We start from the raw sequence: 21,331 nt of genomic DNA on the forward strand, positions 1-21,331 counted from the left end.
GCTGCTAATACTACTGCTTTCCGCTGCGAATGCAAGGGGAAGCATCGCTAAGTGATTTATAATTAATCAGTTAGCAATAAATCGTTTCTCATCCGTCAGAACCTGTAGCAGCAGGCTTAGCTGCGGTTTCTGATCTTTTATTTTTTCGCCGCGTAAATCATAGGTCTGATAATTACCGTTGTTGTTCAGCACCAGCGTCATCTCTGGCGTAGTAACGGCCATCGTGCTGCCGTCGGCGGCGGTAACCCAGTAATGGCGGCGGTTTGCATTGAACAGATCCTGCCCCTGCGAGTATTCGTTAGCAGGCGTGCTGACGTGCAGCAGGCGCTGCATAAGCGTTGTCATCAGGTCTGTATGATCGGTCAGGCTATTGATGCGTTGGGCAGGCGTTCCCGGCCAGTGAATAACTAGAGGAACCTGCAGATGACCACGCGACCAGGCAAAATTGTTCTCTTCCTGAGTCAGCGGCACGCCCCGACCTGCGGTAATAATCACCACCGTGTTGTTCAGTTTACCGGAGTCGCGCAGGGCACTTAGAATACGGTTAATATTGGCATCCACATCCTGAGCGGCGCTGGCATAGCGTTTGGCAAAGTTCTTCTGGTTGCTGTTATCAAGGTTCGTCCCGTTAAAGGAGACCCACGAGAACCAGCGGTTATCTTCCTGCGCGTAGCGCCCCAGCCAGTTAATCCACTGGCTTGCGGTTTGTTCGTCAGATTGCGTTTGTACGCTTGGCATGGAGAAGTCTGACAGCAGCGCCTGGCGATACAGCGGGCTGGTAAAGCCATCCGAGGAGAATAGCCCTAACTGGTAACCCTGCTGGTTCAGTGCAGTAATCAGCGCCGCAGGCGTACGGGTCGACAAAATGCCGTCCATGTAGCTTGGCGAGACACCATAGAACAGGCCAAAGATGCCGTTATCCGTGGTGTTGCCTGAGCTCATGTGACGCGTAAACGAGATATTCTGCCCGGCGAATTCAGCCAGCGCAGGCATCTGTTTTTCAAAGCGTGAGTAGTTCAGACCGTCGACGGTAATCAGCAGCACGTTCTGACCGGTGCCCATATCGCGATAGCGCAGTTCGCTGAGCGGGTACTGCACGGAAACCGCTTCCGGATTGCCCTGTTCGATCAGGCGTCGCTGATACTCTTGCGCATCCAGCAGGCCATGTTTTTCCAGGAATTTACGTGCCGTCATCGGGTAGGAGAGCGGCAGATTCGCGCGCTGCATGGTAATCGGGCGATAGAAATTGGCATCCGCCCAGATATACACCACGTGCGAGGCGATAAAGGAAACGAAGAAGAATGCTGCTAACGGTTTGGCAAAATGGCGACGACGCGTCAGGCTGCGCAGCTTTTGCCAGCTCCAGGTTGCAAACAGCATTTCAATTAACAGAATAACCGGTACGCTGATAAACATCAGCTGCCAGTCACGCGCCGCTTCATTCTGGTCTGGGTTGATGACCAGTTCCCAGACGATTGGATTGAGATGCAGGTGGAAGCGGGTGAAAACTTCGCTGTCGATTAGCAACAGCGTCATGCCAGCCGTCGCCAGAATAGCTGATAAGAATCGCATCAGCCTCTGGGACATGACGATAAACGTCAGGGGAAACAGGATCAGCAGATAGGTGGCGAACACCAGAAAGCTAAAATGCCCGACAACGCTCAGGTAGGAATAAACACGACCTGCAAGGGTTGTCGGCCAGTCGGCGACAAACAGGTAACGGCTACCGAGCACCATGGCCAACAGAATGTTGAACAAGGCAAACCAGTGCCCCCAGCTAACCATCTGGGAGACTTTCTCACGGTAGCGTTGACGATGAGTTACCATAAACTGTTGTTCGTTTCCCCGGAGCAGGCTCTTAATGCGCTTGGTCGTCGTTTACCGAAGACTGCAATGCGCGGGCAAAAGAGTTGGCAATCGCCTGGCGCTGGGCCGGTGCGATGCTTGTATTGATAAGGTTAGTCACCATATTTCCCAGTACCATCAGGGAAAGGTCGGTCGGCGCCTTATGTTTTTCCAGTACGTTGAGCATCTCATTCAGCAGTTGTTCAACGTGTTCGTCACTATAGCGGGAAATTTGTGGCATAAATCGAAATCAGTCTGTTCATGAAAGGGCAACATATTACCGTACAGACAGTTTTTTTTCTGCTTTTTTATCTTCTATTGCGTCACTGCCCGGCAGGTGGTTGAATACCGCCCGGTCTAAAAGGAGAGTTTATCATGAGTCTGGATATCAACCAGATTGCCCTGCACCAGCTTATCAAACGTGACGAGCAGAACCTTGAGCTGGTCTTGCGCGATTCATTACTGGAACCGACAGCGACCGTTGTCGATATGATGGCTGAGTTGCATCGGGTGTACAGCGCCAAGAATAAAGCTTATGGCCTGTTTAGCGCAGAGAGTGAACTGGCGCAAACGCTGCGGTTACAGCGTCAGGGCGAAGAGGATTTTCTGGCCTTTAGTCGTGCAGCGACAGGGCGCTTGCGGGACGAACTGGCGAAATATCCTTTTGCCGATGGCGGCATTGTCCTGTTCTGCCATTACCGCTATCTGGCGGTAGAGTATCTGCTGGTCGCCGTGCTGAACAATTTAAGCAGTATGCGCGTCAATGAAAATCTGGATATCAACCCGACGCACTATCTGGATATCAATCATGCGGATATCGTGGCGCGTATTGATTTAACCGAGTGGGAAACCAACCCGGAGTCCACGCGCTATCTGACGTTCCTGAAAGGGCGGGTAGGGCGCAAAGTCGCCGATTTCTTTATGGACTTCCTGGGTGCCAGCGAGGGGCTTAACGCCAAAGCGCAAAACCGCGGCCTGTTGCAGGCGGTCGATGACTTTACCGCCGAGGCGCAACTCGATAAAGCAGAACGCCAGAACGTGCGTCAGCAGGTGTACAGCTACTGCAACGAGCAATTGCAGGCCGGTGAAGAGATCGAGTTGGAGTCGCTGTCCAAAGAGCTTTCCGGCGTCAGTGAAGTCAGCTTCAGCGAATTTACCGCTGATAAAGGCTACGAACTGGAAGAGAGCTTCCCGGCAGATCGCAGCACGCTGCGCCAGTTAACCAAATTTGCCGGAAGCGGCGGCGGGTTAACCATCAACTTCGACGCCATGTTACTGGGTGAGCGTATTTTCTGGGATCCAGCCACAGATACTTTGACCATCAAAGGTACGCCGCCGAACCTGCGCGATCAGCTACAGCGTCGTACTTCGGGCGGGAAATAAAGCCGTTTGCCGGATGGGGGCGTTAACGCCCCCATCCGGCCTGTGTGATTCATCTTTACCGCCAACAAAATCCCATAAAAAAACCCCGCCGAGGCGGGGTTTTTCTTCAACTTGTAAGCGATTACGCGCGAACGAAGTCGATGTGTGCCAGCTTCGGCTTGAACGGGTGACGCTGTACTGCCTGAGCTTTAACTTTCACTTCTTTACCGTCAACAACGATGGTCAGAACTTCGCTGTAGAATTCAGCTTTAGCTTGCATGTTCATAACTGCATCGTGATCCAGTTCGATAGCAACCGGGGCTTCTGCGCCACCATAGATGATTGCCGGGAACTTGTTAGCGGCACGCAGGCGGCGGCTCGCACCCTTACCCTGCTCTTTACGTACTTCAGCGTTGATAGTAAACATTTAAATCTCTCTTTAATAATTCCTGCTACAGGCGACCCAGCAACAGGTAAGTGATCTGCTTTGCGTATGCAAAAGCGGGCGAGATTCTATACTTAAACGGCTGGTACATCAATCAAAAGTACGATTAACCGCGTAATTCATGTGCCCGACGATAGCGTCCTTCATAATCGAAGACCTTTTCACGGACCTGCCAGTACTGACCTTTCATGCGCGCCACCACGAAATCAGGATGACGTAACAGCGCCTGCTGGGCGAGGATATCGGCGGCGGTTATCCAGCGTAAGGGAATGCCGGGCGTTCGGGTGTGCGGGCGAATAAACAGTTGCTCGAAAGCCGTACGTTGCGCGGGAGTTTGCAGGCGAAAGCGTTCGCTAACATCGGCACCATCTTCATCGTAATAGGTGATTTTTAGCCATTCGCCTTTTTCATCCTGGCCGTTTTGTAACACCATGCCGCTACAGCGCAGGACCAGCGCATCTTTGAGCCTGAGCGCGGCTTTCAGCATGTCATCCGGGTCAACCAGCACCGTGTCGCACTCCCGACAACGGCGGGCGGCGATATCATTTTCCGCGTTGCATTGTGGGCAGTTTTTAAATCGAAAACGAAAATCGCATTGTTCGCGATGGCCGCCATCATCTTCAAACCACCCCTGACAGCGGCGGCCAAAGTGTTCAATCAGCGTGCCGTCTGCCGTTGTTTTGCCCCAGAAGGTGTTTGCAAACCCGCAGGCGGGACAGAACACCTGCACCGGAACGTTATCGCTTTTCCCTTTCGGCGCCCCCACTTCCGGCGCGTAAAGATCGTGCGGGTTACCGGCATAATCGAGGATCAGACAGTCGGTTTTACCCGGCGCCAGGCGCAGGCCGCGACCGACAATTTGTTGGTAAAGGCTAACTGACTCCGTCGGGCGCAGAATGGCGATAAGGTCGACGTGCGGGGCATCGAAGCCAGTGGTCAGGACCGACACATTCACCAGATAGCGAAAGCGCTGGGCTTTGAACTCTTCAATCAGTACATCACGCTCAGCGCCAGGCGTGTCTCCAGTGATTAGCGCGGCATCGTCAGCAGGCAGCAGGCCCAGAATTTCTTTGGCGTGCTCCACTGTGGCGGCGAAAATCATCACCCCTTTGCGCGTCTGGGCAAACTCGACAATCTGGCTGATGATATGCGGCGTTATTCGCTGCTGCTTTTTCAGTTCCTGATTGAGATCTGTTTCGCTAAACAGGCCGTTACTCTGCGCCTGCAGGCGGCTGAAGTCATACTGCACTACCGGCATGTCGAGGCGTTCTGGCGGCGTCAGGTAGCCGTGTTTAATCATGTAACGCAACGGTAATTCATAAATGCAGTCACGAAACAGCGCTTTTTCATCGCCGCGCACCATACCGTGATAATGAAAGTGATAAATCCAGCCTTTGCCCAAACGAAAAGGAGTGGCAGTAAGCCCGAGCAGGCGTAAGTGGGGATTTACTTTGGTCAGGTGAGTGAGGATTTGCTGATATTGACTCTCGTCATCATCACCAATACGGTGACATTCATCGACGATAAGCAGCGAGAACTCTCCCTGAAAGGCGTCAAGATTACGCGCTACCGACTGTACGCTGCCAAATACCACTTTCCCGTGGCTCTCTTTACGCTTCAGTCCTGCGGCAAAAATATCGGCTTCCAGCCCCAGCGCGCGATATTTGGCATGGTTTTGCGCGACCAGTTCTTTAACGTGCGCCAGTATCAGTACGCGACCACGCGCCACGCGGGCCAGTTCAGCAATCACCAGGCTTTTTCCCGCACCGGTTGGCAGGACGATAACCGCTGGCGTGCGATGGTGGCGGAAATGGTTGAGCGTGGCATCCACGGCTTCTTTTTGGTACGGGCGAAGAGTAAAAATCATGGGCTCATTAAGGTAAGCAGCAACAATGTATAGTATGCCATGAATCATTTCCCTTGAGGGATGGTGTAACGCCGCTATACTGGGCGGATAATCGTCCCACTTTTCGGGCGCAATCCCGCTTCTTGTTTTTTACAGGCAAAAATCACACTCATGCGACTTGATAAATTTATCGCTCAGCAACTCGGCGTCAGCCGCGCTATTGCCGGGCGTGAGATCCGTGCTAACCGCGTTACCGTCGACGGTGAAATCGTCAAAAACAGTGCCTTTAAGCTGCTGCCAGAACACGACGTAGAATATGACGGCAATTCCCTGATTCAACAAAATGGCCCGCGCTATTTTATGCTGAATAAACCTCAGGGCTATGTTTGCTCAACGGATGACCCGGATCACCCGACAGTGCTCTATTTCCTTGATGAGCCGGTTGCCTACAAACTGCATGCGGCAGGGCGCCTGGATATCGACACCACCGGACTGGTGCTGATGACCGATGACGGACAGTGGTCGCATCGCATCACTTCGCCACGTCACCATTGTGAGAAAACCTATCTGGTGACGCTGGAGTCGCCGGTGGCAGGTGACACCGCCGAACAGTTTGCCCATGGCGTACAACTGCATAATGAGAAAGACCTGACCAAACCGGCCGTGCTGGAGGTTATTACGCCAACTCAGGTGCGATTGACCATCAGCGAAGGGCGCTATCATCAGGTTAAACGTATGTTTGCCGCCGTCGGTAACCACGTTGTGGAACTGCACCGTGAACGGATTGGTGACATCAAGCTTGATGAGGATCTGGAGCCGGGTGAATACCGTCCATTGACCGAAGAAGAAATCGCCAGCGTTAACTTAACCCCGCGTTAATTTCAGGAGCTAAATGTGACCACCCGGCAGAACTCGTCAATTGCCATTGTCTTTATCCTTGGCTTGTTAGCCATGCTGATGCCGTTGTCGATTGATATGTATCTTCCGGCACTACCTGTTATCTCTGAACAGTTTGGTGTGCCTGCAGGTAGCGCGCAGATGACCCTCAGTACCTATATTCTTGGGTTCGCGGTGGGGCAGTTACTCTATGGTCCAATGGCTGACAGCATTGGGCGCAAGCCGGTGATTCTGGGCGGGACGCTGGTGTTTGCGGCGGCGGCAGTTGCCTGTGCGCTGGCACAAACTATCGATCAACTGATCGTGATGCGTTTCTTCCATGGTCTGGCTGCGGCAGCGGCGAGCGTGGTTATCAACGCCCTGATGCGCGATATCTATCCGAAGGAAGAGTTTTCGCGCATGATGTCATTTGTCATGCTGGTCACGACAATTGCACCCTTACTGGCACCCATCGTGGGCGGCTGGGTATTGGTATGGCTGAGCTGGCACTACATCTTTTGGATCCTCGCCGTGGCGGCTATTCTGGCGTCGGTGATGATCTTTACGCTGATCAAAGAGACCTTGCCGGTTGACCGCCGCCAGCCGTTTCGCTTGCGTACTACTCTCGGCAACTTTGCCTCGCTGTTTCGCCACAAGCGTGTACTGAGCTATATGCTGGCCAGTGGGTTTAGTTTTGCCGGGATGTTCTCGTTCCTGAGCGCCGGACCTTTTGTTTACATTGAGATCAACCACGTTTCACCGCAGCACTTCGGCTATTACTTCGCGCTGAACATTGTTTTCCTGTTCGTGATGACCATCATCAACAGCCGCTTTGTTCGTCGGGTTGGGGCGTTGAATATGTTCCGTACTGGCCTGTGGATCCAGTTCGTGATGGCGGGCTGGATGGTCTTTAGCGCGCTGTTCGGGGTTGGTTTCTGGGCGCTGGTGGTGGGTGTTGCGGCGTTTGTTGGCTGCGTGTCGATGGTGTCATCCAACGCCATGGCGGTCATTCTGGATGAATTTCCACATATGGCGGGAACGGCGTCATCGCTGGCAGGGACGTTCCGTTTTGGCATTGGCGCCATCGTTGGGGCGCTGCTGTCACTGGCGACCTTTAACTCGGCCTGGCCGATGATCTGGTCGATAGCGTTTTGCGCTACCTGCTCAATTCTCTTCTATCTCTACGCCAGCCGCGCCAAAAAACGGTGATCTATTACACAACCTGGGGGCGATAGGGCCTCCAGAGTTGATGTACATCAACCGAAAATCTATCAATTTCCCCGCTTATGTTTATTTTATGTAAAATCAATTTATGTAAAAAGTCACATCATTGTAGTTAAAAAGGTTGAGTTAGATCGCAGAAACGAGTACATATAGCGCGGAAATATGCCAGAACCGTTGAATAAATTTAAATATTTGGTTCGGAAAGTGGCATAAAGTCAGGGTGTAAACGTTTACGAACTGTTTAAAGACGTATTGTCAATGATGTGTTAATATTGATGTAAAATAATTGTGAAGTGATTGTACTTCCAGGGAAAGAAAGTGATGACATTACAACTCTCAATCGTTCATCGTCTGCCACAGTGCTATCGTTGGTCGGTGGGTTTCGCAGGTTCAAAGGTTGAACCGATTCCGCAAAACGGTCAGAGCAATGAGAACAGCCTGGTGGCGCTCAAATTGCTTAGCCCTGATGGCGACAGTGCGTGGTCAGTCATGCATAAACTCAGCCAGGCCCTCAGCGACATTGAGGTACCTTGTTCCGTGTTGGAATGCGAAGGAGAGCCGTGCCTGTTTGTGAATCGCCAGGATGAATTTGCCGCGACCTGCAGACTGAAAAATTTCGGCGTGGCCATCGCAGAGCCGTTTTCAAATAACAATCCGTTTTGAGCGTCAGCTTAGCGCGAGCAGCTGACGCGTATATGCCTGCTGTGGCGCGTTAAATACGTGCTCGCATTGTCCTTGCTCCACGACCTCTCCCTGCCTTAGCACAATAACCTGATGGCATAACGCGCGTACTACGTGCAAATCATGGCTGATAAAGATATAAGCCAGGCGATGCTTTTCCTGTAAAGACTTTAACAACGTCAGGATTTGCGCCTGTACGGTTCTGTCGAGCGACGATGTTGGTTCATCCAGAATGATCAGGGAAGGCTTGAGAATCAAGGCTCTGGCAATGGCTATGCGTTGACGTTGACCGCCGGAAAACTCCGCCGGGTAACGATGCCGCGTTTCGCTATCCAGTCCCACTTCCGCCATTACCGCTTTCACCTGCGCTTCGCGCTGCTCGGCTGACAGGGTTGGCTGATGAACGCGCAGTCCCTCCTCAATAATCTGTAGCACGCTCAGGCGCGGGTTCAGCGAGGAGTTGGGATCCTGAAAAACAACCTGAATGCGGTGACGTACCGGTAACAGCTGGCGGCGATTTAAGGTATGCAGCGCCAGGCCATCGAACACAATGCTTCCCTGTGAGGTGATTAACCTCAGTAGCGCCAGCCCGGTAGTGCTTTTCCCCGATCCTGACTCCCCGACCAGCCCCAGCGTTTCACCGGGCCGGAGGGAAAAACTGACGTTGTTAACCACAACGTTATGGTCCACCACGCGCTTCAGGATACCTTTACGGATGGGGAAGGCAACGCAGAGTTTTTCCACTTCCAGCAATGGCGCTTGCCCAGCAGGTACAGGCACCGGATCGCCGGAAGGTTCGCTGTTTAACAATTTCTGCGTGTAGGGATGTGTTGGCGCAGTGAGCAGCTGTGCTGCTCGATTTTGCTCAACGCACTGGCCGTTTTGCATCACCGCAACGGTATCGGCGAGTTTTTTCACAATGCTGAGGTTGTGGGTGATAAACAGTAATCCCATGTTCAGCTCGCGCTGTAGCTCCCGCAGCAGCTGCAGGATTTGCGCCTGTACGGAGACATCCAGCGCGGTGGTCGGTTCATCGGCAATAAGCAGCTCCGGTCGCGTAAGCAGCGCCATGGCGATCATCACGCGCTGGCGTTCACCGCCGGATAGCTGGTGCGGATAGTCTGCGAGACGTTTGGCCGCCTGACGGATGCCGACGCGATCCAGACAGGTCAGTATTTCTGCCCGCGCGGCCTCCCGACGCATTCCCCGATGCAGCGACAGCACTTCATACAGCTGTTTTTCAAGGTTGTGAAGCGGGTTTAGCGACACCATTGGCTCCTGGAAAATCATGGCGATTTTATTCCCGCGAACGCCGCGAAGCGTCTGCTCATCGGCATGAAGCAATGATTCACCATGAAAACGGATGTCGCCGGAAAGGTAGACTGCGGGAGGGGTCGGTAATAACCGTAGAATAGAAAGTGCGGTCACGCTTTTACCCGAACCGGACTCGCCCACCAGCGCCAGAGTTTGCCCGGCTTCAACCCTCAGTGAGAGGGTATTGACCACAGTGCGCACGGTCTCCTGTTGGCGAAAACCTACCGATAAATTTTCAATAGCTAACAGCGGTTGTGTCATCTTAAATCGCCTTGTTGGGATCGAACGCGTCGCGTACCGCTTCACCAATAAATATCAGTAGCGATAATAGCAGGGCAACGGAGATGAACGCGGTGATGCCAAGCCACGGTGCCTGCAGGTTGTTTTTACCCTGTAACAGGAGTTCTCCCAGCGATGGCGAGCCAAGCGGTAAGCCGAAGCCAAGAAAATCCAGCGAGGTCAGAGTGGTGATCGAGGCGCATAATATAAACGGTAAAAAGGTCAGGGCGGCGACCATCGCATTGGGCAGCATATGGCGCAGAATAATACTGCGATCGCTCACGCCAAGCGCCTGAGCGGCACGAATGTAATCAAAGTTTCGGGTACGTAAAAATTCCGCGCGTACCACGCCAACCAGGCTCATCCAGCCAAACAGCACGGTAATGCCCAGTAGCCACCAGAAGTTTGGCTGGACCACGCTCGACAGCAGTATGATCAAAAACAGCGTTGGCATACCTGACCAAACCTCAATGAATCGTTGCCCCCACAGATCCACCTTGCCGCCATAATAGCCCTGGATTGCGCCAGCCATGATCCCCATCACGCTGGAGCACAGGGTTAGCATTAATCCAAACAGGACAGAAATACGAGTGCCGTAGAGGATCCGTGCCAGCACATCACCGCCGTTGGCGTCCGTTCCCAGCCAGTTTTGTGCAGAAGGCGGGGAAGGGAAGGGCTTATCAGTGGCAAAGTTAATGCTGGTGGCTCCAAAGCGTATCGGCGCCCACAGGATCCAGCCCCGGTTTTCCAGGCGCTGCTGTAACCACGGATCCTGATAATCAGCCTGGGTCGCCAATGGTCCGCCGAAGTCGCTTTCACTGTAGTTTTTGAACAGGGGGAAATACCAGCTACTGTCGTAGCGCACCAGTAGCGGCTTATCATTGGCAATCAGTTCTGAACACAGGCTAAGGCCGAAGAGCAGTAGAAAAATCCACAGCGACCAATAGCCGCGACGGTTATGGCGAAAACGCGCCCAGCGGGCCTGATTGACGGGGCTTAATCGCGACATTAGCGTCCCTCAAAATCAATACGGGGATCGACCAGCGTGTAGCTGATGTCGCTGAGGATATTCAGCAGCAGACCGATCAGGGTGAAGATATAGAGCGTGCCAAACATTACCGGGTAGTCACGTGATACGGTGGATTCATAACCCAGTAGTCCCAGACCGTTAAGCGAAAACATCACTTCAATCAGCAGCGAACCGGTAAAAAACATGCTGATAAACGTTGCCGGGAAGCCAGCGATTACCAGCAACATGGCATTGCGAAACACATGTTTCCACAGAATGTTTTTCTCGCTGACCCCTTTGGCGCGCGCGGTGACGACATACTGTTTGCGTACCTCATCCAGAAATGAGTTTTTGGTCAGCATGGTTAGCGCGGCAAAACCCCCAACCACCGTCGCCAGCACTGGCAGGGTAATATGCCAAAGGTAGTCGGTCACTTTCTGATACCAGGGCAGGGAATCAAAATTGGCGGAAACCAGTCCGCGAAGCGGGAACAGGTCGTAATAGCTGCCCCCGGCAAAAAAGACGATCAGTAAAATCGCAAACAAAAAAGCCGGTATGGCATAGCCAATAATAATGAATGCGCTGCTCCAGACATCAAATCGGCTGCCGTTGTGAACGGCTTTGCGGATCCCAAGCGGTATCGACACCAGATAGATAATGAGCGTACTCCATAGCCCCAGCGTGACGGAAACAGGCAGGCTGTCTTTGATAAGCGTCAGCACTGAGGCGCTACGAAACAGGCTGTCGCCGAAATCGAAACGAATATAGTCCCAGAGCATTTTGAAATAACGCTCATGAATGGGCTTATCGAACCCGTAACGGCGAGTGATTTCGGCGATCACTTCCGGGTCAAGACCACGGCCACCTCGGTAATTACTGTCGCTGATATTGCCGACGCCGGTTTGCGCGTGGCTGGCGCGAATGCCTTCACTACCCGCGCCGGGTAATGCCCCGCTTTGTCCGAACTCAATAGCGGCGACGGCCTGCTCAACCGGACCACCGGGGGCAATCTGCACGATAAAAAAGTTGATGGTGATGATGGCCCAAAGCGTTGGGATCACCAGTAGCAGGCGTCGAATCAGATAAGCGCCCATTTATTCTCCCTGCCGTCTGGCTGCTGGCAGTTTCGCCGCTTTGTTAACGTCGTACCACCAGTTGTCGAGACCAATGGTATAAATGGGGCGAATAGCTGGATGCGAAAACTTATCCCACCAGGCGATGCGATCCTCTGCCATAAACCACATCGGCAACATGTAGTAGTTCCAGGTTAATACCCTGTCCAGTGCCCGACCGAGTGGGATTAGTTTGGCTTTATCACCCTGCGCCGCGATGATTTGGTTGATCAGTTTATCAATCACCGGGCTTTGCACGCCCGGGGCGTTATAGCTGGAGTCAATATATTCAGAGGCCCAGAGAATTTGCAGGTCCGAACTTGGCCACGGCATTGCGCGATACAATCTCGGCATCATGTCATAGTCACGACTGCGCAGCCGGTTTGTGATTTGTGAGTTATCAACCTGGCGGATGTTCATTGTAATGCCTAAGCGCTGCAGGTTGTGCTGGAACGGCAGCACCCACTGACTGTTACTGCCCGCCGGGAGCAACAGTTCAAAGCTCAGGGGTTTACCGTTGGCGCTGTTTACGCGCTGTTGTCCCTTAAGTACCCATCCGGCCTGCTCCAGTAAGGCATCGGCTTTCAACAGGTTGTCACGATCGTAGCCATCGCCTTTTGATTTCGGCGGCTGATAAATTTGGCTGAAGACCTCAGGAGGGAGATCTTTTTTCAAGGGCGCAAGTATCACCAGTTCATCCGCATCGGGGTAATTTTTAGCGGCATACTCGGTATTCTGAAAATAGCTGTTGGTCCGACTCCAGGCGTTATAGAACAGAGCTTTATTCATCCATTCAAAATCAAAGGCCAGGGTGATGGCTTCTCGCACCCGTCGGTCGCTGAACACCGGGCGCTGAATATTAAACGCCAGCCAACGCGTATCCTGGGCGGATTCGTTTTTTTGCTCATCTTTGATGATGTAATGATTCGCGAAATTTTTACCGGTATAACGTGTCGCCCAGTTTTTGGCATCGTTTTCAAGACGCAGGTCAAACGCTCCGGCCTTAAACGCTTCAAAGGCGACGTTGTCATCCAGATAGTAGTCGTAGCGGATGGTATCAAAGTTCCAGCGGCCACGGTTGACGGGCAGATTAGCGGCCCAATAATCGTTGACGCGCGAATAGACAATGTACTGACCCATCTTCCATTTCGTGATGCGATAAGGACCGCTGGCGAGCGGAGGCGATGATAAGGGATCGCTGAGCTTATGATCTTTCCAGTACTTCTCTGGCATCACGGGTAATGAAAACAGGCTGAGCATGTCCTCTTTACCCGGTTTGGCTAATTCAATACGTACGGTTAATGGCGCGATCGCTTTTACCGTTGTTCCCTTGTAGACCAGGCGAAATTGCGGCACGCCTTCAGTCATAAATTTGTGGAAGGTGAATGCGACATCGCTGGCAGTAATGGGGGAGCCATCGTGAAAACGCGCCCGCGGATTGATGGCGATTTCTACCCAGGAATAGTCATCAGCATAGCGTGCGCTGTCGGCGATGAGCGGATAATAGCTGCCAGGTTCATCGTCAGAGGTAGTAAACAGCGTATCGTAAAGCGTTTCGGTACGTGCTCCGGGATTACCGCGCATCGCATAGCGGTTGAAGTTATCGAACGTGCCGATGGCGGAGAGGGTGATTTGCCCGCCTTTGGGGGCCGCAGGGTTGACGTAATCAAAGTGATTAAAGTTAAACGCGTACTTTGGTTCGCCCAGTACGGCAAAAGCATAGCTTTCTTTGATGGACTGCGCCTCGGCGCTAAACCCGATGAGGGCGATAAACAGCAGCAATACGCGAGGGATCATTAAAAGCGATTTCCTTTTCCTGCCACAACCCGACGGGCATCATGCCTGAAAGATAAGGGATGTGGCGGCGAGTGAGAGTATATGATTCGCATACTGCGATCACCACGTCGGCTTATTGGGCTGCGCCATCCAACGCACGAAATCAGCAAGTTTTAATGGTCGGCTAATCCAGTATCCCTGGAAAAAATGCACTCCACGATCGCGCAGCCAACGGGCTTGCTCAGGCGTTTCAACCCCTTCAGCAACCGTCAGCATATTAAGACGCTTAGAGAGTGTCAACACGGCGTCCAGAACCGGAGAGGTCAGGGTCTCTGTTCCAATGGCGTTAATAAAGCCGCGATCGATTTTCAGGTAGTCAACGGTAAAGCGTTCCAGATAAATCAGCGCGCTATGACCGGTGCCAAAATCATCAATGGCAATTTCAAAACCTGCGGAATGAAGCCATTCAAAAAGCTTTGTGGCTTCGTGTTGATTAAGCATATCCCGTTCGGTGATCTCCAGCACCATCTGGAAATGGTTTGCGGGAAGCGAGGCCTGCAGGTGATGAATGTCGTCTTTAAACGTCTCGCCGTGCAGATGCGTTGGCGCGATATTGATCCCCAATTTTGCACCAGCGGGTAACACTTTTTGCAGCATCGGTGCGTCCTGGGCTATCAACTTAAAGAGATGCTGGGTCAGCGGGACAATCATTTTCTGGGATTCGGCGTAGTGAATAAAAGCATCCGGTGGGATCTCACCCGTTGTCGGATGATTCCAGCGTAATAACACCTCTACACCTTTCACCTCCAGTGTCTGCACCTCTACGACGGGCTGGTACACCACATAAAACTGGTTATGTTTGATAGCGTTGAGGATATCTTTGCCCGGACGTAAACGGATGGTGTAGATGTAGTACCAGAGAAGAAGCGCAGCAATAATCCCCGCCATGCATCCCAACATAATCGAATACCAGACATCGGTATAGGTCCACTCATCGGCATATAAACGAATCTGTAGCGGAATACCTTCCAGGGTCGCCTGCCGCCAGTGAGAGTGGGGCAGAGCGGAGGCATCAATAATCCGTGATGAAAATGTTGAAATCGCGTTATCACCGACGACTATGGCAATACCGTTAAAATCATCCTGTCGGGCGGTATAAAGCAGGTAAGGGGCCAGATTAATATTCAGTGAGGTAAACACGCCGCTATCAGTGAACGATGGGTTCCGGTGCCAAATCATTATCGCCGGCTTGTTCGGCATCATGGGCGTACCGGGGAGTAATTCCACATCAATATTTCTGCTGATATCGAGGCTTGGGACCAGATCTAAAATCGGGGTGAACATTGCTCCCGTTGCGGAGGAGCAGAAAGCAATGCCGTTTTTGACCAGTAAAAATGCGCGAACGTTGAGGCTAAAGGCTGCGCTGGAGGTCAGTTGAGCAGCGACTTGTTGACAACTGTTGGCGACCAGTGGCTGAAGGTCATCTGTGGTGGATTTGAGATCGGCGAAGTAGCTGCTGACATAATTCTGGATATCGGAAAGGAGCGTGTCGTACTTAATGTCTCGTTTATGCCAGGTCACGAAAAATTGCAGGGTACTCACCAGGAGCGCGACGATAAGCCCCGTTAACATACAGGAAAGCAGGATTTTCTGATTGGATGAAGAGGAGCGTTTAAACATAGTTCCTTATGTTTACCTGAGTTAACCGCTTATTCTGTATGAATATAACCTGAAATGACTCACCTTGTGAGATTTTTCTTAGTCACAAGACAAAGCAAAAAAAAAGCACCGCCGAAGCAGTGCTTTTCAAAATGTCTCATCAGGATAGCCAAGGGATAGCTGCCAAACGAAATTAACTGCGGCTCAGGACCCGGCGAGCTTCGTTGTAACGTTTTTTCCAGTAAGGTTCGTTCATGCTGGAAATGATAACGCCGCTGCTGGTCGAGGCGTGTACAAACTGGTTGTTGCCGATATAAATACCGACGTGACGGCCAGTGGAGCCAGCACGGAACAGAACCAGATCGCCTGTGCGCAGGTTAGTGCGCGAAACGGATTTACCCGTTTCCTGTTGTTCGTAGGTTGAGCGAGGAAGCTCTAAACCAAATTGCTCGCGGAACGTACGTTGTACGAAGCTTGAACAATCAATACCTTTTTTGGTGCTGCCGCCAAGGCGGTAACGCACGCCTTTCCAGTCAGCATACTGGTCCATAATACGTGATTTAACATCGATATTACGGACCATATTTTCAAATTCATCCTGAGAGGCTTGCAGTGAAGAGTTATCTCCATTGCCCACAGCATGCGTCTCAGAATGCATATTCCTGGCGGTGTTCGTTGTGCTACATGCAGAAAGCAGAACCGCAACTGCTATCGCGGGTATGCCCCGCAAGATATATCTCAAAATCGGTTGAGATTTGACCATTTTGTTTGTTTTCCCTTGAAGTCCTTAACGATAAATATCGTTATAAAAAATGCCAAACGTGACGAGACTAATTACCATCGCACGATGAGACAATTCTTTAAGGTCAAATCTGTGGCAGAACGCACAAATTTATTCCTGAAGAGAATAATTATCCCGCGAGGCAAAACGAGTTCGAGATTACCCGATCGGTCCGGTCATTGCGAGTGAATTTACGTGATTTCTTATAAGAAAAATTGATACAGAAAGTGAATAACCGGCATTGCCTAAATTAAGAACAATCGGGATAAAAAAGACGCAACCCAATCATTTTAAAGATGAATAAGATGACGGGAGAATGACAGCCAGAATGATGAAATATCGGCAAGCATCATCAGGGAATCAGAGTTTTCCCTGATGATGTTAATTACTGTGCGTTATTTGTTTAAAAAATGTTTGTTTTTACCGGGCAGATAATTCGCAAACAGAGTGACTAATCGGTCGCTTAACGGTGTCATTAGCCACCAGGGCAGACCAATCAAGACGACAGTCATGGAACCGATCACGATATCGGTGAGCCAGTGAGCGCCAATCATTATGCGTGGAAAGGCAAAAACCACAGCGATAATAAGGCCGATTATTCCGGCGACTTTTCCGAAATAACGCAGCATAAATGCGGAAAAAATAAGCAGCATCATACCGTGATCGCCGGGGAAACTGTCTCTGGACGCATCTTTAGTCGGAATATGCAGCAGTTCGCTGACGCGATAAATATTATCCAGCATCAGAGTAGGGCTGGCGCGTTTAACGGGAATAAGCGCCTGGCCTAACTGATTTAATACCACTGCGGTGAGCAGCATAACCAGGCCAATAGCGACAATGCGTCGGCGACCTTCCGACGTCTCTTTCAGCCAAAAATGCAGCATCAAGGCGCCCATTGCCAGCAATGAGCAACCATCAAATGCCCGGTTATTGGTAATAGCAACAATCCACAAGAACTGCGGGCTTTCCACCAGTTTCTGGTTAAAGAAGCGGAAAACGCCCGTATCCAATGAAGACCAGATCCCATGTCCGGCAGGAAGATACCAGGACAGAAACAGCGCAAGCCCCGCAATATTGAGTAGGAGAATAAGAGGGTATCGGGTTTTCATCATCGTTTACCATTGCTATAAAAACGAAGGCAACCTTACGCGTTAGCGTCTAAACGAAGTCTCAACAATGCACTCTGTAGCGTATTCCAGTCGGTCTCAGTATCGGCGATGAGTTCAATACGGCTATCCGGTGGCGCGACGTTTTGCGTCTCAATATGCCAGTCCTCTCCCTGGCGGTTAATGCGCACCAGCCCTTCCTTTATACGCATGACACCTTTCACGCGCCCCACGGGGGCAAGACGGGACCATTCCAGCAGACCGATGGTATCGAACACCGTATCGGCGTCAAAAATCCAACCGCAGGCCTGATGGCCCTGGCCGCTGTTCAGGCTGCGCCGCCAGCGCTGCTGTGACGGCAGACTCAATGCCGCCAGTCCCTTTTTGTCTGCATGGCTATGGGCGTGCTCTGCGCTTGCAGGAAGCTCTGCCAGGTTTAGTCGGGGTAAATCCAGTAACTGCCCGTCAATTTGCCCATGGTCGGCATGAACCAACTGGCGATTGCCGCCGTAGTGTTGCCACCAGGTTTGCAAGGCGTTTTCGCTTTCCGCTGTGGCGCGGTCGGCTTTATTGGCAACAATGATATCTGCGGCGGCCAGCTGATCGCGGAAATTGTCATTGGCGACGCTTTTTTCATCCAGTAACAGCCGGGGGTCAAGAATACAGAGGGTCGCGCGCAGATCGATCCACGGTTCGTAAACCGGTGCGGTGAGTAAATCCAGAATTTGTTTAGGGTGTCCGAGGCCAGTAGGTTCAATCAGCAATCGATCGGGTTTTCCCTGACGCAGCAGCGTATTGAGGCCAACCTGCATCGGTAGACCGTTAACGCAGCACATACAGCCGCCGGGGATCTCTTTTAGCAATGCGCCGCTGTCGGCTAACAGGGCGCCATCAATACCTACTTCACCAAACTCATTGACCAGCACGGCCCACTTCTCTGCGGGATCCTTGTTCGCCAATAGATGAAGAATAGAGGTGGTTTTGCCACTGCCGAGAAAACCAGTGATGAGATTGGTTTTAGTCACAATTACTCCAGAATCATAAATTACCGTAATGGCATTTAACAATCCTGGCGAAAAATGGGGAAAAAGAGAAGGGGGGAGGGGACGAAGACGTGCTTCGTCCTGTTTAATGGCAGAAATCGTTAATTTTTTAACGTTTCAATGACAGCCTGATGCGCACCGTATTGGGTAATACGTTGCCAGGCCTGTTGAATGGCCGCGACAAACTGCGGATTCTGTACGAGATCGGCGGCGAAAATCTCATGCAGCGAAAGCAGGGCGCTGACGCGTTCTGATTCAGTGCTCTGTGCCACCAGAGCGGCAATTTTCTCACTGAGCGGGTCACGAATATCAATCGTAGCGCCTGAATCATCCACACCGCTCACGTAGCGCATCCAGCCTGCGATGCCGAGCGCCAACAGCGGCCACTCGCTTTGACGTGCTAAATGCACGCGGATCCCTTCCAGCATTCGCTGGGGTAATTTCTGGCTACCATCCATCGCGATTTGCCAGGTTTTGTGTTTCAGCGCCGGATTGGCAAAGCGGTCCAGCAGGCTTAAGGCATACTGGTTTAAATCAACATCGGTAATTTGCAGCGTGGGGGCCTGTTCGGTGAGCATCAGCCGGTAAGCGGCTTCACGAAATGCGCTATCCTGCATACAGTCGCTGATGTGCTGGAATCCGGCCAGATAGCCGAGATAAGCGAGAAACGAATGGCTGCCGTTCAGCATCCGCAGTTTCATTTGTTCCCACGGCAAGACGTTTTCAACCATCTGGACACCCGCGGTTTCCCATAGCGGACGACCACATACAAAGTTGTCTTCAATCACCCACTGAATAAACGGCTCGCAGCTGATTGCGCAAGGATCGGCAATGCCAAGCTCGTGGGCGATTTCAGCCAGCGACTCTTCGGTGGCGGCGGGAACAATCCGATCCACCATAGTACCCGGGAAACTGACGTGTTCCTGGATCCAGTGCGCCAGCTCAGGAGAGCGTTTTTCCGCCATCCCCAGTACGGCATTTTTTACCACATGACCATTGTCCGGGATGTTATCGCAGGAAAGGACGGTAAACGGCTGCAGCCCACGTTCACGTCGGCGGTGCAGCGCTTCTACGATAATACCGGGGGCGGAGTGCGGTTCAGCCGGTGTCTGCAGATCGTGAATAATACGCGCATTAGAGAGATCTAACGAACCCGTCGCCGGATCGATGCAGTAGCCTTTTTCCGTGATGGTTAACGAGACAATCGCGACCTGAGGCTCGCAGAATTTTTCAATAATGGCCGCCAGCGAATCCAGCGTGGCGTTCAGGCATTCGTTAACGGCACCGATAACAATAGGCTGGTTGCCGTTAGCCCCTTTTTCTAACACGGTAAATAAATGATCCTGTTCGCGAAGCTGACGCATCAGCCGATCGCCACTGAACAGACTGATCTCGCAAATTCCCCAGTCTCCGCCCTGCGCATTCAGCACCCTGTCGGTTAATAACGCCTGATGGGCGCGGTGAAAAGCACCGAAACCAAAATGTACAATCCGCGTTTTTAATTGTTGGCGGTCGTACTGCGGCATCATGACATTTTCCGCCAGTGGCGCTGAGGCAATAGTTTTCATTAAATACACCTGATTAACCATTAATTAACAATGGCAGTATAAAGTTATATGACAGCAAATTGAATTGGTGTGCCTCATTTATCCGGGGAATGTGAGCTGGATCAATCAATGATAGGCCATCTGTTGAACATCTCCGGGATGGCTGTATGGTAGTCGTCATTCAGGTAGTTTAATTTGGTATAACAACTTGTGAGGTGAAACAATGGAACAAACCTGGCGTTGGTACGGACCTAACGATCCGGTATCGCTTGATGATGTGCGTCAGGCTGGCGCAACGGGTGTTGTGACCGCCTTGCACCACATTCCCAACGGTGAAGTGTGGCCGGTAGAAGAGATTCAACAGCGTCAGGCTATTCTGGCTGAAAAAGGGCTGACCTGGTCGGTGGTGGAAAGTATTCCTGTCCACGAAGATATCAAAACGCGTTCAGGCCAGTACCAAACGTGGATTGCCAATTATCAGCAGAGTATCCGTAATCTGGCGACCTGCGGCATCGATACCGTGTGCTATAACTTCATGCCGATCCTCGACTGGACGCGTACCGATCTCGAATATCAGTTGCCGGACGGCTCCAAAGCGCTACGTTTTGACCAGATTGCTTTTGCAGCCTTCGAACTGCATATTCTTCAGCGCCCAGACGCCGCAGCGGATTACACCGCAGAAGAACAACGCCAGGCGCTGAATTACTTCAATGCTATGAGCGATGCCGATATCGAAAAGCTGACCCGCAATATCATTGCCGGCCTGCCCGGTGCGGAAGAGGGCTATACGCTGGATCAGTTCCGTGCGCGCCTCGCTGAATATGACGGCATCAGCAAAGACGATCTGCGCGATAATATGGCGGTATTCCTGCGGGCGATTGTGCCTGTGGCGGAAGAAGTCGGCGTGCGTCTGGCTGTCCACCCTGACGATCCGCCGCGTCCGATCCTCGGCCTGCCGCGCATTGTTTCGACTATCGAAGATATGCAGTGGCTGAAAGAAACCGTCGACAGCATCAATAACGGTTTCACCATGTGCACCGGTTCCTACGGCGTGCGCGCCGATAACGATCTGGTGAAAATGATCGAAACCTTTGGCGATCGAATCCACTTCACGCATTTGCGCTCCACCTGCCGTGAAGATAACCCGAAAACCTTCCACGAAGGTGCGCACCTGCAAGGCGATGTGGATATGGTATCGGTGGTTGCTGCCATCCTGAGCGAAGAACAGCGCCGTAAAAAGGCGGGCGATTTGCGTCCTATCCCGATGCGTCCGGATCACGGACACCAGATGCTTGACGACCTGCACAAGAAAACCAACCCAGGCTACTCCGCGATTGGTCGCCTGAAAGGGCTGGCGGAAGTTCGCGGCGTTGAGCTGGCGTTAAAACAAACGCAGTTCCGCGATCTGCTGTAAGGTTAACAACAG

General features: G+C 52.0%; 18 protein-coding genes. 5 read left to right on the forward strand and 13 right to left on the reverse strand.

Going from position 1 to position 21,331, the window contains the following annotated elements; translation table 11 throughout:
- Positions 1–66: 66 nt before the first annotated feature.
- Together yejM and GFC06_RS12190 are read right to left on the reverse strand one after the other, a co-directional pair.
- Positions 67–1,827 carry an LPS biosynthesis-modulating metalloenzyme YejM gene (yejM, locus tag GFC06_RS12185; protein WP_016153760.1) on the reverse strand — a complete coding sequence of 587 codons (1,761 nt, stop codon included), beginning with the start codon at positions 1,825–1,827 and terminating at the stop codon, positions 67–69.
- A gap of 31 nt (positions 1,828–1,858) precedes the next feature.
- A complete protein-coding gene (locus GFC06_RS12190; protein ID WP_003027506.1) occupies positions 1,859–2,086 on the reverse strand; it encodes a YejL family protein in 228 nt (75 codons plus the stop codon).
- 134 nt (positions 2,087–2,220) lie between these two features.
- Between GFC06_RS12190 and yejK the strand changes: the two genes are divergently transcribed.
- On the forward strand, positions 2,221–3,228 hold the full coding sequence (gene yejK / locus GFC06_RS12195) for a nucleoid-associated protein YejK (protein WP_016157002.1): 1,008 nt from the start codon (positions 2,221–2,223) through the stop codon (positions 3,226–3,228).
- Positions 3,229–3,349: 121 nt separating this feature from the next.
- On the opposite strand, the gene rplY is transcribed toward yejK, so the two are convergent.
- Together rplY and GFC06_RS12205 are read right to left on the reverse strand one after the other, a co-directional pair.
- A complete protein-coding gene (gene rplY / locus GFC06_RS12200) occupies positions 3,350–3,634 on the reverse strand; it encodes a 50S ribosomal protein L25 (protein WP_016153758.1) in 285 nt (94 codons plus the stop codon).
- Positions 3,635–3,758: 124 nt separating this feature from the next.
- A complete protein-coding gene (locus tag GFC06_RS12205) occupies positions 3,759–5,519 on the reverse strand; it encodes a DEAD/DEAH box helicase (RefSeq protein WP_049282328.1) in 1,761 nt (586 codons plus the stop codon).
- A gap of 150 nt (positions 5,520–5,669) precedes the next feature.
- Here GFC06_RS12205 and rsuA point away from each other — a divergent pair, with 150 nt between their 5' ends.
- From rsuA to GFC06_RS12220, 3 genes are all read left to right on the forward strand, one after another.
- Positions 5,670–6,377, forward strand: a complete 708-nt coding sequence (gene rsuA / locus GFC06_RS12210; RefSeq protein ID WP_049282329.1) for a 16S rRNA pseudouridine(516) synthase RsuA — start codon at positions 5,670–5,672, stop codon at positions 6,375–6,377.
- 15 nt (positions 6,378–6,392) lie between these two features.
- Positions 6,393–7,583 (forward strand): Bcr/CflA family multidrug efflux MFS transporter, encoded by a 1,191-nt coding sequence (locus GFC06_RS12215; RefSeq protein WP_153690199.1) that lies wholly within the window; start codon positions 6,393–6,395, stop codon positions 7,581–7,583.
- Between the two features lie 333 nt (positions 7,584–7,916).
- The gene (locus tag GFC06_RS12220; RefSeq protein WP_029139605.1) at positions 7,917–8,261 is read left to right on the forward strand and encodes a YejG family protein; all 345 of its coding nucleotides are present in this window, start codon (positions 7,917–7,919) and stop codon (positions 8,259–8,261) included.
- Positions 8,262–8,264: 3 nt separating this feature from the next.
- On the opposite strand, the gene yejF is transcribed toward GFC06_RS12220, so the two are convergent.
- The 9 genes from yejF to GFC06_RS12265 form a co-directional block, all read right to left on the reverse strand.
- A complete protein-coding gene (gene yejF / locus GFC06_RS12225) occupies positions 8,265–9,854 on the reverse strand; it encodes a microcin C ABC transporter ATP-binding protein YejF (protein WP_047500955.1) in 1,590 nt (529 codons plus the stop codon).
- A 1-nt stretch (position 9,855) separates the two neighbouring features.
- Positions 9,856–10,881 carry an ABC transporter permease gene (locus GFC06_RS12230; RefSeq protein ID WP_016153752.1) on the reverse strand — a complete coding sequence of 342 codons (1,026 nt, stop codon included), beginning with the start codon at positions 10,879–10,881 and terminating at the stop codon, positions 9,856–9,858.
- Entirely contained in the window at positions 10,881–11,975 is a 1,095-nt protein-coding gene (locus GFC06_RS12235; RefSeq protein WP_016153751.1) for a microcin C ABC transporter permease YejB, read from the reverse strand. The genes GFC06_RS12230 and GFC06_RS12235 overlap by 1 nt, the downstream gene beginning before the upstream one ends.
- Positions 11,976–13,790, reverse strand: a complete 1,815-nt coding sequence (locus tag GFC06_RS12240) for an extracellular solute-binding protein (protein ID WP_047500957.1) — start codon at positions 13,788–13,790, stop codon at positions 11,976–11,978.
- A gap of 99 nt (positions 13,791–13,889) precedes the next feature.
- Entirely contained in the window at positions 13,890–15,449 is a 1,560-nt protein-coding gene (locus GFC06_RS12245) for a cyclic di-GMP phosphodiesterase (RefSeq protein ID WP_049282332.1), read from the reverse strand.
- Between the two features lie 172 nt (positions 15,450–15,621).
- Entirely contained in the window at positions 15,622–16,191 is a 570-nt protein-coding gene (gene mepS / locus GFC06_RS12250; protein ID WP_003027474.1) for a bifunctional murein DD-endopeptidase/murein LD-carboxypeptidase, read from the reverse strand.
- 413 nt (positions 16,192–16,604) lie between these two features.
- Positions 16,605–17,318 carry a phosphatase PAP2 family protein gene (locus GFC06_RS12255; protein WP_019077242.1) on the reverse strand — a complete coding sequence of 238 codons (714 nt, stop codon included), beginning with the start codon at positions 17,316–17,318 and terminating at the stop codon, positions 16,605–16,607.
- A 35-nt stretch (positions 17,319–17,353) separates the two neighbouring features.
- Positions 17,354–18,340 (reverse strand): CobW family GTP-binding protein, encoded by a 987-nt coding sequence (locus GFC06_RS12260; protein ID WP_019077241.1) that lies wholly within the window; start codon positions 18,338–18,340, stop codon positions 17,354–17,356.
- Between the two features lie 119 nt (positions 18,341–18,459).
- Entirely contained in the window at positions 18,460–19,926 is a 1,467-nt protein-coding gene (locus GFC06_RS12265; RefSeq protein WP_103766558.1) for a mannitol dehydrogenase family protein, read from the reverse strand.
- A 202-nt stretch (positions 19,927–20,128) separates the two neighbouring features.
- On the opposite strand from GFC06_RS12265, the gene uxuA reads away from it, so the two are divergent.
- Positions 20,129–21,319 carry a mannonate dehydratase gene (gene uxuA / locus GFC06_RS12270; protein WP_103766557.1) on the forward strand — a complete coding sequence of 397 codons (1,191 nt, stop codon included), beginning with the start codon at positions 20,129–20,131 and terminating at the stop codon, positions 21,317–21,319.
- The last annotated feature ends 12 nt before the right edge of the window (positions 21,320–21,331 follow it).

This window comes from Citrobacter braakii, assembly GCF_009648935.1.
Lineage (GTDB): Bacteria > Pseudomonadota > Gammaproteobacteria > Enterobacterales > Enterobacteriaceae > Citrobacter > Citrobacter braakii.